At 54.9% G+C, this 14,221-nt stretch carries 12 protein-coding genes; 8 read left to right on the top strand and 4 right to left on the bottom strand.

Annotated features, from left to right (window positions below; genetic code table 11):
* Positions 1 to 114 precede the first annotated feature (114 nt).
* The 4 genes from narP to CSE01S_RS15835 form a co-directional block, all read right to left on the bottom strand.
* The gene (narP, locus tag CSE01S_RS15850) at positions 115 to 762 is read right to left on the bottom strand and encodes a nitrate/nitrite response regulator protein NarP (protein WP_042290506.1); all 648 of its coding nucleotides are present in this window, start codon (positions 760 to 762) and stop codon (positions 115 to 117) included.
* Positions 763 to 928: 166 nt separating this feature from the next.
* The gene (locus tag CSE01S_RS15845; RefSeq protein ID WP_042290504.1) at positions 929 to 2,473 is read right to left on the bottom strand and encodes a DUF6056 family protein; all 1,545 of its coding nucleotides are present in this window, start codon (positions 2,471 to 2,473) and stop codon (positions 929 to 931) included.
* On the bottom strand, positions 2,473 to 3,420 hold the full coding sequence (locus tag CSE01S_RS15840) for a glycosyltransferase family 2 protein (RefSeq protein WP_042290502.1): 948 nt from the start codon (positions 3,418 to 3,420) through the stop codon (positions 2,473 to 2,475). The genes CSE01S_RS15845 and CSE01S_RS15840 overlap by 1 nt, the downstream gene beginning before the upstream one ends.
* A complete protein-coding gene (locus tag CSE01S_RS15835; protein WP_042290498.1) occupies positions 3,417 to 3,779 on the bottom strand; it encodes a GtrA family protein in 363 nt (120 codons plus the stop codon). The genes CSE01S_RS15840 and CSE01S_RS15835 overlap by 4 nt, the downstream gene beginning before the upstream one ends.
* A gap of 924 nt (positions 3,780 to 4,703) precedes the next feature.
* Here CSE01S_RS15835 and tssB point away from each other — a divergent pair.
* From tssB to CSE01S_RS15795, 8 genes are all read left to right on the top strand, one after another.
* On the top strand, positions 4,704 to 5,195 hold the full coding sequence (tssB, locus tag CSE01S_RS15830) for a type VI secretion system contractile sheath small subunit (protein ID WP_042290496.1): 492 nt from the start codon (positions 4,704 to 4,706) through the stop codon (positions 5,193 to 5,195).
* A 39-nt stretch (positions 5,196 to 5,234) separates the two neighbouring features.
* Complete coding sequence (gene tssC / locus CSE01S_RS15825) at positions 5,235 to 6,770, top strand: type VI secretion system contractile sheath large subunit (RefSeq protein ID WP_042290941.1); 1,536 nt, start codon at positions 5,235 to 5,237, stop codon at positions 6,768 to 6,770.
* A 13-nt stretch (positions 6,771 to 6,783) separates the two neighbouring features.
* Positions 6,784 to 8,133 carry a type VI secretion system baseplate subunit TssK gene (gene tssK / locus CSE01S_RS15820; RefSeq protein ID WP_042290494.1) on the top strand — a complete coding sequence of 450 codons (1,350 nt, stop codon included), beginning with the start codon at positions 6,784 to 6,786 and terminating at the stop codon, positions 8,131 to 8,133.
* The gene (gene tssL, locus CSE01S_RS15815) at positions 8,130 to 8,819 is read left to right on the top strand and encodes a type VI secretion system protein TssL, short form (RefSeq protein ID WP_042290492.1); all 690 of its coding nucleotides are present in this window, start codon (positions 8,130 to 8,132) and stop codon (positions 8,817 to 8,819) included. The genes tssK and tssL overlap by 4 nt, the downstream gene beginning before the upstream one ends.
* Positions 8,819 to 10,498 (top strand): OmpA family protein, encoded by a 1,680-nt coding sequence (locus tag CSE01S_RS15810; protein ID WP_042290491.1) that lies wholly within the window; start codon positions 8,819 to 8,821, stop codon positions 10,496 to 10,498. Before tssL ends, CSE01S_RS15810 begins: the two co-directional genes overlap by 1 nt.
* A gap of 2 nt (positions 10,499 to 10,500) precedes the next feature.
* Entirely contained in the window at positions 10,501 to 10,992 is a 492-nt protein-coding gene (gene hcp, locus CSE01S_RS15805) for a type VI secretion system effector Hcp (RefSeq protein ID WP_029883904.1), read from the top strand.
* Between the two features lie 165 nt (positions 10,993 to 11,157).
* Positions 11,158 to 13,809, top strand: coding sequence for a type VI secretion system ATPase TssH (gene tssH / locus CSE01S_RS15800; protein WP_042290490.1), 2,652 nt, complete (start codon positions 11,158 to 11,160; stop codon positions 13,807 to 13,809).
* Positions 13,806 to 14,221 (top strand): contractile injection system protein, VgrG/Pvc8 family (locus CSE01S_RS15795; RefSeq protein ID WP_042290488.1); only part of this gene is annotated, 416 nt, incomplete at its 3' end. The genes tssH and CSE01S_RS15795, both read left to right, overlap by 4 nt.

Below are 14,221 nucleotides of genomic sequence, written 5' to 3'. Positions count from 1 at the left end.
GAGTAACCTTACGGCTGCCCGATGGCGTTACGCTTATCGGGCCTGAATGCCTGTGAGCGGTGGTCCGGATAAGACGCGTTGCGTTGTTATCCGGTAGCAGATAGCTGTGTGACTTTATTGCATCCCGCGCGTTTGCAGGAAAAGGATGGTGGCCGCAACGCGCGAACGCACGTTGAGCTTACGCAGCAGATTGCGGATATGCACTTTTACCGTTTGTTCGGAAATGTTCAGCGCCGAGGCGATCTGTTTATTCGACAGCCCCTGCGCCAGTTCGTGCAGAACGTCCAGTTCCCGCTCGGTCAGTACGCTAAAGGGATCGTCCTGCTCGCCGAACAGTTCCCGTTCGCGCAGGTATTCGCTTACCCGTTCACTGAAGACCTGACCGCCGTTAGCGCCCTTGCGAATGGCTTCCAGTAAGACTTCCGGATCGCTGTCCTTCAGCAGATAGCCGTCTGCGCCTGCATCGATCAGTGCATACACATCGCTGGCGGAATCCGACACGGTGAGAATAATAATTTGCGCCGTTACGCCGTCCCGACGCAGGGCGTTAAGGGTATCCAGACCGCTCAGACCTTTCATATTCAGATCGAGCAGGATCAAATCCAGGTCGAGACGGTTCGCCAGATCAATCGCCGTTGCGCCATCGCCCGCTTCGGCAACCACGTCAAATGCGGGGTCCAGTTCCAGTAATTGACGAATACCGCGCCGCATAAGGGGGTGGTCGTCTACAACCAGCACCTGAAAAGGCGTTGCTTCAGGCATAGTTATCTCCCGAGATTTTCTTAGCATCATTATTGTTATTAGCGCATAAATCGTCCAGATTCATCGCGTCGAAAAGCAGGGTAATTTTACCCCAATTTACGCATGGGTAAGTAGTAAAACCGTGGGGAAATAAGGTCTGCCTCCCACAGATGCGGGAGGCGAAAGCTCAGGGGTGCAGCGAGAGAGTCGTGACCTCGCCTGCAGGAATGGCGGTATAGTACCAATATTCGTCATTGATCTGCGCAGACGCAAAGCCGCTTAACGGCAGGTCTCTCTCTTTTGCGTTCACCGAGATATGCAGCGTGCCGGTTACGGGACGAGAGCTGACCAGCATCACGTCGCCATCGCGATTGTAGTGCGCCACCACCCCTCCAGGTAACGACATCATTTTGCCGGATGCCAGTACGGAGTAATCGAAATGAACTTTTTTCTTTTCGACACTTCCGGCGCCGAAATAGCGGCCATAGATTTGCGGATCGTGGAAGAAACCGAAATGGCCGCCGCTGTTTTGCATTTTGAGGAAATGAAAGTCCGGGACAGTAAAGTCACGCTGGTGGCGGCTCAACTGTGTGTGGATGATATTCACCCGTACCTGATCCTGCTGGTAAACGCGGGTATAAGCCGCATACATCAGCGAGAACGACCAGACGAATACGCCTGCCATGAGTCCCGTGATGGCGTAAACGCCAATCCTGACGCCTTTACTGGTGTAAATAACCAACTCTTTAAGCAGAAAAGAGAGCGCTAACAGGAAAAACAGGAATGTCGACATCATTACCCGGTCCGGATAAGACGGGGAGGCCACCATAATAAAAGAGGTGCCCAGCCCGACCAGCAGCATCAACACAACCATGGCGAGATTGCCGCTTTTAACGCGCGGGCCGTTGCGTCTGGCGAAATACAGAATCGCCGCCAGCAGAACCAGCACGACGTAGGCGATCCAAACCAGCGCTAAATGGCTGAAGAAACGATCGCTCAGGTGAATGACGAGGCGCTCAATAATCGATTTCTCATACCAGACTTTATGCGCCCCCTGTGCGCGAATAAAATTACCCGGTGAAAAGATCAGAATAGCCGCGCCCGCCAGGGCAGATAAAAAATAGGCGACTTTGTTGCCGTACAGACGCTTGTCCTGCCAGAGATCGTAAATGATGGCCAGCAGCGCCAGGCCAACCACAAACGGCGCAACGCTCTCGTTAGAGCAGCCTGCCAGCACCCCCAGCAGTAGCATAACGACACGCGTGTTTTTTTCCCGCCGCATCTGGATGCGGTACAGGTTCCACAGCCAGGCGGCGACAAACAGATTGGTCCACAGATAATTGGCGCTGCCGACAACCCAGAATACGGTCTGTCCTATATTGGGATTGGCGACCCAGAAAGTCAGAAAAATAAGGGTGAAGGTTACCGCGTCATATTTCTTCCACTTCAGCGTGCCGTCGGGCGTTTTGACAATCAAATAGCAGAATGCGACCACGGCGAGTCCTGTCATCATCGAGATAAAAATACGTGATTCCGAGGCCAGCAAAAGCGCGCTGGTGTAGTCAGCGACCAGGCGTCCGCTCCAGGTTAAATAGTGATGCAGATGGGCATCAAATGAGAGGCCAATTAAGGCGTAGCGATAATCATCAGAATGAATTGGGGTATACCATTCAAGGATGAAAACGGCAAAAAAAGCGATAAGAATGATGCTTTTATTCACATACTTAACCATCAGCTATCCTTTCCTGAATTCTGTTCCACAGTGTGTCGTTTTTTGAGCAAGTAACGAGGACGTTGCTTGGTCTCAATGTAAATCCGCCCTATGTATTCCCCCAGTACGCCAATGCCAATCAACTGGACGCCGCCTAAAAACAGGATCGATACAATCAGCGAGGCATAGCCGCGAACCGGATTCCCCCACAGGAGAGTGTCAATAAGCATTCCCGCGCCGTAGGTGAATGAGATAAGCGCAACGGCGAGGCCAATATAGGTCCAGATACGCAGGGGGAACGTCGAGAATGAGGTGATTCCCTCCAGCGCGAGGTTCCAGAGCTTCCAGCCGTTGAATTTGCTTTTTCCGGCACAGCGATTCGCCCGGGCGTAAAGCACCACCTCCGTTTTGCCGCCTACCCAGGATAAAATGCCTTTCATAAACAGGTTACGTTCCGGCATCTGCTTGATGTTTTCCACCACTTCCCGACTCATCAGCCGAAAATCGCCAACGTTTTCTTCGATGTGCGGCGTGCTGATTTTATTGTGCAGCGCATAAAACCATGCGGCGGTTTTGCGCTTCAGTCGACCGTCCACCGAGCGGTCTGAACGTTTTGCCAGCACGATGTCCGCACCGTCCTGCCACTTACGGATGAGGTGCGGTATCACTTCTACCGGATCCTGAAGATCGACATCGATAGGGATCACCGCATCGCCCGTCGCGTTATCAAGTCCGGCGAACAGGGCGGGTTCCTTACCGAAATTTCTTGTTAACGACAACGCGACAACCAGCGGGTCGGCAACCGCCAGCGCAGTAACGATCGACTCCGTTGCATCGGTACTGCCATCGTTGATAAAGACAATTTCGACGTCATACGCTTTTAGCGCGTCATATTCGCGCACCGTTTTGTAAAAGATGCCGATGGTCTCTTCTTCGTTGAAAACCGGAACGACCAGCGAGATTTTCATTGAACGTCCTTAAACACAATCAGTCTGGAATAGATAAACCCGCAGATGAGGCTAATTGCTGAGAAAGCGACCAGCGTAACGAGAGGGGGCAGGCCGCACCGTTCGGCCGCCCAGCCGGTCAGGAAACTCAGCAACCCCATAAAACCGACGTAAAGGAAATAGCGCCGTGGCGTAGTGGTTTGCCGGAAGGTAAACCGGGCGTTGGCATAAAAGGAGAAGCTCACCGCGAGGCTGAAGCTAAGAAAATTGGCCAGCGCCTGGTGGATATGAAAGGCGTAAACGCAGACCGTGAAAACCAGCCAGTGGATCAAGGTGTTGATCACGCCTACGGATGTGTACTTAATAAAGTAATGCCACATTATCAAAGAAGTCGGTTATGCAAAGGCGGAAGTGTAACATTATTTTCTACCGCTGCCCGAGTCTGAAATGCCTTTGACCGGCAAAAGTGTGCTGACAAACCGCATTAACCTCCCCTCGCGTACATCTGCGGGTTTTGTCCTGAGCCTGTTACGCATCCTGCCTGCGGTTTGTCGAAAACATGATGGCGCGGGACCCGCCCTGAAGTCCTGCGGGAATTCTGCCGATAGCGTAAAGTTATATCCCGCCTGTTGGTTCCACGCGTTGTGTTTATCGCGGAGCAGATCTTTTTATTGCGGAAGGCTAAGCGTATTCTCCAGGAATTTTCATTGCCTGTCGCAGGCCGGGCATGATTTTCAGAAAAAGACAGTGCGGACAGCGCATTTATAGTTCATTTCACAACAGGTGAACTGAAAAAAAGATTTTTGACCTGATGTCGGGGCGAATACAGGTGGGTTTGCCTTATTTTCTGTTCGGTTATTCGTTTTATAAATGCTTGCTATTCGAATTATTAAAGTTATGCATAAGGAATTATCTTAGATAATCCCTCCCGTCGTCTCTCATTTGCGAAGCAGCACTGCTGCTTTTTTTTTGCTGAAACTCATATTGTTATGAAAAAGCAAATCCTGACTCCCTGTGAATAATGATCTAAGTCAATAAATAACAAAAATTCAAGCATATCTCTGCTATTTAGCTGGTGGGCAGGGATTTCCCCTGTCTTTCATGTGAATTATCGGTCAAAATTTTGTAATGAAGGTGGTTGAGTAGCGATCTCTGTTGTTTTGATTTGGAGGAAAATTCTTAAGTATAGTCTAAATATGGACTTAAGATCTGATTAATTGATCTTGGATGGTGTTTTGTACTAACATGCTTTTGTAAAGAAATGCCGTTTCATTAACAATCATTCCTTAAGGAAAGGGACTACTATGGCTGATTCATTCCAGAATGAAGTGCCGAAGGCACGTATAAATCTCAGGCTGGCGCTGCATACAGGTGGCGCGCAGAAGAAAGTCGAACTACCGCTAAAACTGCTCACCGTCGGTGATTTCAGCAATGGCAAAGAAACCCGCCCATTATCTGAAAGAGAAAAAATCAACGTCAATAAAAATAACTTCAATAGCGTACTTTCAGAATTTAACCCGGAAGTAAACCTCACTGTCGAGAATACGCTGGCGGGCGATGGCTCTGAAGATAATGTGAAGCTGAGCTTTTCCGATATTAAAGATTTCGAACCGGAACAGGTTGCCCGCCAAATCCCCCAGCTTCGCGCCATGCTGGCAATGCGTAATTTATTACGCGACCTCAAGTCCAATCTTCTTGATAACGCCACTTTCAGAAAAGAACTTGAGAAAATTCTCAAAGACCCGGCGCTGTCTCAGGAATTACGCGACGAAATGAGTGCACTGGCCCCGAAATAACGGCGTGCGTCTTTTAATGGATTAACCGGGAATATGCTGATGTCTGTAAATACTGAAACCGCCTCTGCCCAGGGGCAGACCACCGTACTGGAAAAAGAAGGCGTTTACGCCTCCCTGTTTGAAAAAATCAACCTGACCCCGGCCTCCAGCCTGGGTGACATTAACGCGTTTATGGACGATGCCGCGCTCTCCGACGCGCCGGCGGGCGAGCGCCTGACGGCGGCGATGCAGGTGTTTATGGACTGTATCCGCAAATCCGGTCAGCAGGTGGAGAAACTCGACAAGACCTTAATCGACCACCATATCGCGGAGCTGGATTATCAAATCAGCCGCCAGCTGGACGCGGTAATGCACCATCAGGAATTCCAGAAAGTGGAATCCCTGTGGCGCGGTCTGAAGCAACTGGTGGACAACACCGACTACCGCCAGAACGTGAAAACCGAAATCCTGGACGTCTCCAAAGACGACCTGCGCCAGGACTTTGAGGACGCGCCGGAGCTTATTCAGAGCGGCCTCTACTGGCACACTTACACTGCCGAATACGACACCCCGGGCGGTGAGCCGATTGGCTCGGTCATTTCTGCTTACGAATTTGACGCCAGCCCGCAGGACGTGGCGCTGCTGCGCAATATCTCGAAAGTCTCCGCCGCCGCGCACATGCCGTTTATCGGCGCCGTCGGCCCGACATTCTTCCTGAAAGAGACGATGGAGGAGGTGGCGGCCATTAAGGATATCGGCAACTACTTCGACCGCGCCGAGTACATCAAGTGGAAATCGTTCCGTGACACCGACGACTCGCGCTATATCGGCCTGGTGATGCCGCGCGTGCTGGGCCGTCTGCCATACGGCCCGGACACTGTGCCGGTACGCAGTTTCAACTACGTGGAGCAGGTTAAAGGCCCGGATCACGAGAAATACCTGTGGACCAGCGCGTCATTTGCCTTCGCCTCCAACATGGTGAAGAGCTTCATTAACAACGGCTGGTGCGTGCAAATTCGCGGTCCGCAGGCGGGCGGAGCGGTGAAAGATCTGCCCATTCATCTGTATGACCTCGGCACCGGCAACCAGGTGAAAATCCCGTCGGAAGTGATGATCCCGGAAACCCGCGAGTTTGAGTTCGCGAATCTCGGCTTTATCCCGCTGTCGTACTACAAAAACCGCGACTACGCCTGCTTCTTCTCTGCGAACTCGGCGCAGAAACCGGCGCTGTATGACACCGCCGATGCGACGGCCAACAGCCGCATCAACGCGCGCCTGCCGTATATCTTCCTGCTGTCGCGCATTGCCCACTACCTGAAGCTGATTCAGCGTGAAAACATCGGTACGACGAAAGACCGCCGTCTGCTGGAGCTGGAACTCAACACCTGGGTTCGCGGCCTGGTCACTGAAATGACCGATCCGGGCGACGAACTGCAGGCGTCTCATCCGCTACGCGATGCGAAGGTGGTGGTGGAAGATATCGAGGACAACCCGGGCTTCTTCCGCGTGAGGCTGTATGCGGTGCCGCACTTCCAGGTGGAAGGCATGGACGTGAACCTGTCTCTGGTTTCGCAGATGCCGAAAGCGAAAGCGTAAGGCGGGAGCAGGGATGAAAATTTATCGTCCACTGTGGAACGAGGGGGCTTTGCTGTCCCCTCAGCAGTTCCAGCAGCAGGCTGAGTGGGAGTCTTTTCGTAGTGCTGGTGTCTCGGCACTGGCATCTCCTTTCCCATGGGGAGTGGAAAAAATCGGGTTCAATGAAAGCCTTCTTTCATCGGGTCTGATCCAGGTATCCCAACTGCGTCTCTGGCTGGAAGATGGTTCGCTGATAGATGCTCAAAGAAGCGATTTGCCTCCCCCTCCTCGTGAGTTAGATGCGGGGCTTCTGGCTGGCCTGGATGCAGTAACGGTCGTTATCGCGCTTCCACATTTGCACCCGGGGGTGATCAATGTTGAGCAGGCAGGCGTAGCAGCTGACCGGCCGCTCCGTTACCGGGAAGAGTGGGTAAACGTACAGGATTCTTTTGGTGCTGAAGAAGAGTCCATGGCCGTGGCTCGTTTCAATTACACCATCCGGTTTGCCCATGAAAGTAATGACGCCTGGAAAGTCTGCCCGGTAGCGAGACTGATACGGGATGGACAAAATGCGTGGCGTCTGGATCCGTCTTTTATTCCTCCTGTTGCGTCATTTGCGGCAAGCCCAGTCCTCCGGGAACGTCTGGTGCTGCTTAATCGCCAGTTACGCTCCCGACGCCAGCGCCTGATGACAATGCGCCGTGAAAGTAACGAAAGACTTGCCGATTTTGCGGTTGCCGATGTTTCTCTTTTTTGGTTGCTGAATGCGCTGAATTCACACGCCAGAGTGCTGACGGAATACGAACGCTTCCCGGCACGGCCACCTGAACAGGTATGGGCTGAACTCGCCCGTCTGGCAGGTAGCATGCTGACATTCTCACTGGAGCACGACCTTGATGCTATCCCGGGCTATGACCATGCGGAACCGGTCAACGCTTTTCCTCCGCTCTTTGACCTGGTCACAGAGCTGCTGGAAGCCAGTCTGCCATCGCGTGTTATTGCGCTGGAGATGTCCCGACCAGACGGGCAGACCTGGAAGGCAAACCTTCACGATACCCGTCTGCGTGAAGAGGCCGACCTTTATCTCTCTGTACGTTCAAGTGTCCCTGCCTGGCAGGTCGCCGAGCAATTCCCTTCTCTCTGTCAGGCTGGGTCCCCTGATGACGTCAATACCATTTATGGCGCGGCGCTCAGGGGTATTCCGTTGATCCCGGTAAGCAGGGTCCCTGCGGCATTGCCGGTACGTATGGAAAACCAGTATTTCGCACTTGATATGGAAAGCGCTGCTGCGCGTGAAATGCAGGAACAGGGGGTGTGTATGTTCTATGTGCCCGAGTTACTTGGCGCCCTGGAACTTGAACTGTTTGCGGTGCTGCGCTCATGAGACAGGAAATCGATATCGACCAACTGATGGCGGAAACATGGCTTACCGTCACCCTGCTGAAGAAAGGGGCCGTAGCTCACAATGGCAGCGCACTTTACGACAAATGCGTGAAGCAGGTCGAACGAGTGCGTGAAGCGCTGGTTCGAGCCGGTTACGACGACGCCAGTGTGGAGCACATTTCATATGCCCAGTGTGCGTTACTGGACGAGACGGTGATGAGTCGTAAACCTGAAAAACCCGAAGACGGTGGAGAGATTACCCTTGATGAAGGGCAGGTGGCCTGGCGCAAAGCACCGCTACAGGCCCGCTTTTTTGGATCACTTCGTGCCGGTGAGGCGCTCTGGGATCGCATTGCGGAAGTTTTGCGTCAGCCTGCGCCGAATATGGCGGTTATGACCTGCTATCACCGCGTGATTGCCCTTGGGTTCCAGGGACTGTACAGCCTTAACGCTGTCAGTCAGACGCAGCGGGATGAGGTTGCCAAAGCACTTTCTGAGCGGGTATCCCCTCCCGATGCCGGACTGTCTCTGGTGGTGCACCGGTTGGGTAAACGCCGCTGGAGTCTGATGCGTTCTGTCTGGTTCTGGATTGTACTGGCAGTGATCATCACGGGCGTAGTCTGGTGGGGAGGCCACCTGTGGCTTCAGTCGCTCCTTTCAGCGCAACTTCCGGAGCTGCGTGGCTAATGCGTAAATCCGTCATTTTCCCGGTTGCCTTGCATGCTCTTGCGGGTGTTATCGCGCTGTTAGGGTTGCTCTGGTATTTCATCCCGGCCGGAAACGTGTTTAAGGGTCTGGCCACATTGCTTATTGCAACTCTGGCCTGCTGGATTGTGTTACGAAGCTACCAACGCGGAAAGACTGAGCACGACATCACGGCAGCTACGGTTGAATTGCCTTTACTGGACAACACAGGTCCCGTGGTTCTCGTGTGCGGTGATCGTCTGGATGCGCTGTTTCAGGGACAGTCTTTGCGTAAAACAGCGCAGGGATGGTGGCTGAATACGGGGGACGTCAGTCGTCTGACGGATATTGTTCGCAATATCCAGGTTCAGTTCCCACGGCAGGTTGGTCAACTCTCGGTGATGTACATCTGTCAGCCTGACAGTCATCAGGATGAAGCGGTTCTGCGGGCAACGCTAAAAACGCTTCGGCAGCAGAGTAAACAGCTAAATTCGCTGGCGGGTTTTGCGTTGCCGGTTGTGGTGAGTGCAGAGTTTTCCGGGCCTGAAACGCCATGGGTGATCGTTCGGGGTGACAAACCGATAGTGTGTCCGGAAAACGGTTCACCGCAGGCATGCATCGACTGGCAGCAGGAAAGTCAGAATATCCTGGCGCTACCGGCACTCAGCCAGGCATTTTCATTTATCCGCGCGATCCTGCTTGATGAGCTGGAAAAAACAGACCGGTTAACGTCGCCTGTAAGCGTATTTGCCGTGGTTTTGCGTCTGGGTGCTGTTAATCCTGAAGCGCAGTCAGTATGGGCAGACTGGCTGAGTTCCCGCACCTGTTTGCAGTTCTCCCGACGGAACGAACAGTCGGCTCCTGTCGGCCACTTCCCGGATGCAATTCTGCCTCTGCTGGCACCTTTTGCCTTCCCCGTACAGGGTGGACAGCGTACCCGCCGTCTTGTTCTGCTGATGTGGCTCTGTGCCCTGACAGCACTGGGCATGTCTGCGCTCAACAATCGGGATCTAATCCGTCATGTTAGCGCCAGTTTACAGCGCTGGAACGCGATCCCAATGAACAATTACGCGCCGAAAGCAGAAGCGCTGGCTGCACTGAAGCAGGATGCGCTCCTGCTGGAACGCTGGCAGAGGCAAGGAGAACCCGTTCGTTATAGCCTGGGCTATTACCCGGGACAACGTTTGTGGCTGGCGTTGCAACAGGCCATTGATACCTGGGTTCCTCCACCCGCTCCGAAACCGAAGCCTGTGCCGAAAATTGTGCGTCTTGACAGCATGTCGCTGTTTAATTCCGGCCAGGCGGCGCTCAAAGACGGTTCAACCAAAGTGCTTGTCAATGCTCTGGTAGGGATTAAAGCCCGACCGGGCTGGCTGATCGTGGTCAGCGGCCACACTGACAATACCGGCAGTGTGCAGCTCAATCAGACCCTGTCCCTGCAAAGGGCAGAGGCTGTCCGTAACTGGATGCGTGATACCGGAGATGTCCCGGAAAGTTGTTTTGCCGTTCAGGGCTACGGCGACAGCCGACCGATTGCTTCAAACGATACGCCTGATGGCCGTGCGCAAAACCGGCGTGTCGAGATCAGTCTGGTACCGCAGGCTGATGCCTGTCGTCTGCCAGGCATAAAACCCGCGTCACAGGATGAACGTGACGTTTTAACTCAAGAAATGGAGAAGTAAACATGGCAATTCCAGTTTATCTGTGGCTGAAAGACGATGGCGGCGCGGACATTAAAGGTTCCGTGGACGTGAAGGACCGCGAGGGAAGCATCGAAGTTGTTGCGCAGGAGCATAACCTGTACATCCCGACCGACAACAACACCGGCAAGCTGACCGGCACGCGTATCCACACGCCGTTCCTGTTCACCAAGGAAATCGACTCTTCCAGCCCGTACCTGTACAAGGCGGTGACCACCGGCCAGACCCTGAAGTCTGCTGAATTTAAGTGGTACAAAATCAACGACGCCGGCCAGGAAGTGGAGTACTTCAACACGAAGCTTGAAAACGTGAAGCTGGTGAAGGTCAATCCGAAGATGCACGACATCAAGGACCCGGCTTTCGAGAAGCATAACCACCTTGAGCAGATTGAGCTGCGCTACGAAAAAATCACCTGGACCTACAAGGACGGCAACATCATTCATTCCGACTCCTGGAACGAACGTACCACCGCGTAAATCCTGTGCGGGCAGTTCTGCTGTCCGCCGTTTTTGCTGAGCGCCTGAGAACGGGCGTTGAGCAAAAAAACAATCTGCCTGCCTGACCTGATGCGCTTTGGGTTCCTGAACCACAGGAAAAGCGACGGGCGGTAGCGTGCCCGGAAGCCAACAAGAGAGAGAAAAATGGAAAATCCCGCCATCCTGTTACGCCGTCTGAATCCTTACTGCGCCCGCGCGATGGAAGGCGCCGCCTCCCTGTGCCAGACCCGGGCCCATGCGGAAATTCTGCCCGAGCACTGGCTGCTGAAACTGCTGGAGCAGGGCGAGGGCGACCTGACGGTGCTGGCGCGGCGCTACGAATGGGATATGGACGCCATCTGGCAGGATTTGCTGGCATTTCTCGACACGCTGCCCCGCTCGGTGCGCAGCCGCCCGCAGTTATCGGACAGCATTCAGACCCTGATGCAGGACGCCTGGCTGCGCGCCTCACTGGCGGGCGAAGCGCATATCCGCAGTATTCATCTGCTGATGGCTATGGTGGAGAAACCAACGCTGGTGCGCTGCGACGGCCTGTGGCCGCTGTTAACGCTGGCGCAGAGCCAGCTTGAGCGTCTGCGTCCGCTGCTTGATGCGCAGTCGGACGAGCGCCCGGAGGTGCAGCAGGACGAGGAACTGACGCACGGCGGGGAGGTGGAATTTGTCGGCCGTCCGGTGAATGCGGAGGTTAAAGAAGGCGAACTGAACCCGGCGTTACAGAACGCGCTGGATAAATTCACCCTTGACGTCACCGCCCGCGCCCGGGAGGGTAACATCGACCCGGTGTTTGGCCGCGACAACGAAATCCGCCAGATGGTGGATATTCTCTCAAGACGCCGCAAGAACAACCCGATACTGGTGGGTGAGCCGGGGGTCGGCAAAACCGCGCTGGTCGAGGGACTGGCGCTGCGAATCGCCGAAGGCAACGTCCCGGACGCGCTGAAATCGGTCTCTGTTCGCACTCTTGACCTTGGCCTGCTGCAGGCGGGCGCGGGCGTGAAGGGCGAATTCGAGCAGCGGCTGAAAAACATCATCGACGCGGTGCAGCAGTCGCCACTGCCGGTGCTGCTGTTTATCGATGAGGCGCATACCATTATCGGCGCGGGTAATCAGGCGGGCGGCGCGGATGCGGCAAACCTGCTGAAACCGGCGCTGGCGCGTGGCGAACTCAGAACCATCGCCGCCACCACCTGGAGCGAGTACAAACAGTACTTCGAGCGCGACGCTGCGCTGGAGCGCCGCTTCCAGATGGTCAAAGTGGATGAGCCGGACGACGACACCGCCTGCCTGATGCTGCGCGGACTCAAATCCCGCTACGCACAGCACCACGGGGTGCACATTACCGATGAAGCGGTGAAAGCCGCCGTCACGCTTTCACGACGCTATCTCACCGGCCGCCAGTTGCCGGATAAAGCCGTGGACCTGCTGGATACCGCCTCCGCCCGTGTCCGTATGAGCCTCGACACCGTGCCGGAGCCGCTGACCCGGCTGAAGGCGCAGATGACGGCCCTTGAAATGGAAAAGCAGGCGCTGCTGGAAGATATCGCGGTCGGCAGTCAGACGCACGGCGAACGTCTGGCCGTTATTGAACAGGACGAAATCCGCATCATCCTGGAACTCGACATGCTGGAAACCCAGTACGGCCAGGAGCTGAAGCTGACGGAAGAACTGCTGGCCTGCCGCAGCGATATCTCCCGCCAGGCGGAAATTGCTGATTTGCAAAACCAGCTTACCGCCGTGCAGCGGACTAACCCGTTGCTGGGGCTGGACGTGGACACTCGCACCGTCGCCACGGTAATTGCCGACTGGACCGGTGTGCCGCTCTCCTCATTAATGAAGGATGAGCAGACGGAATTACTGAGTCTTGAGCACAACCTGTCAAAACGCGTTGTTGGTCAGGACGCGGCGCTGAACGCCATTGCACAGCGCCTCCGGGCCTCCAAAACCGGCCTGACGCCGGAGAACGGCCCGCAGGGCGTGTTTTTACTGGTGGGGCCGAGCGGCACCGGCAAGACCGAAACCGCGCTCACACTGGCGGATGCGCTGTTCGGCGGGGAAAAATCGCTTATCACCATCAACCTCTCCGAGTACCAGGAGCCGCACACCGTTTCCCAGCTCAAAGGCTCCCCGCCGGGCTACGTCGGCTACGGCCAGGGCGGCATCCTCACTGAAGCCGTCAGAAAGCGCCCGTACAGCGTGGTGCTGCTCGACGAAGTGGAGAAGGCGCACCGGGACGTGATGAACCTGTTCTACCAGGTGTTTGACCGTGGCTTTATGCGGGACGGGGAAGGGCGTGAGATTGATTTCCGTAATACCGTGATTCTGATGACCTCAAATCTTGGCAGCGACCCCATCATGCAACTGCTGGAGGAACAGCCGGACGCCACAGAGTCTGACCTGCATGAACTGCTGCGCCCGCTGCTGCGCGACCACTTCCAGCCCGCGTTGCTGGCGCGCTTCCAGACGGTGATTTATCGCCCGCTCACACAGACGGCGATGCGCACGATTGTGGAAATGAAGCTAAATCAGGTGAGTAAACGTCTCAACCGTCACTACGGAATGAAAACCACTCTCGATGAATCCCTGTACGACGCGCTGACCGCTGCCTGCCTGCTGCCGGATACCGGCGCCCGTAACGTGGACAGCCTGCTGAACCAGCAGATCCTGCCGGTGCTGAGCCAGCAGTTGTTAATCCATATGGCGGCAAAACAAAAACCGTCTTCCGTCCGGCTTACCTGGGATGAGGAAGAGGGGATTGTGCTGACATTTGACAGGCAGGCAGAAGGAGAGCCGTCATGATCAACAAGGCTACAAGCGTGGTGCAACAGCTTTTAGGCCAGTCACGCTACCGTGTTGATGTGCATGGGTGCACCGAATTTCTGGATGTGTTGCGTTACAGCGCGGTGGAGTCTCTCAGCCAGCCCTGGCGCTATGACGTGGCGGTCACCTGCTCCTCGGCGGATATCGCCTGCGACACGTTACTGCTGAAACCGGCGTCATTCACTTTCCAGACCCCGATGTTTGACGGAACACCGGCCCTGCCGGTCAGGACGGTATTCGGGGTGGTGGAGTCATTTCGCCGGATATCCACGTCCGGTGAGGATACCCGTTATGCACTGACGCTGGTTCCCCGCATTGCACTTCTTGGTTTTACTAAGGGGAGCGAGATTTACCTCAACCAGTCAGTAATTGAAGTGGTTGAAAAGATATT

The organism is Citrobacter sedlakii NBRC 105722 (genome assembly GCF_000759835.1).
Classification (GTDB): Bacteria; Pseudomonadota; Gammaproteobacteria; order Enterobacterales; family Enterobacteriaceae; genus Citrobacter_A; species Citrobacter_A sedlakii.
The sequence above is the reverse complement of the archived record's forward strand: the minus strand, read 5'-3'. Positions and strand labels throughout refer to the sequence as shown.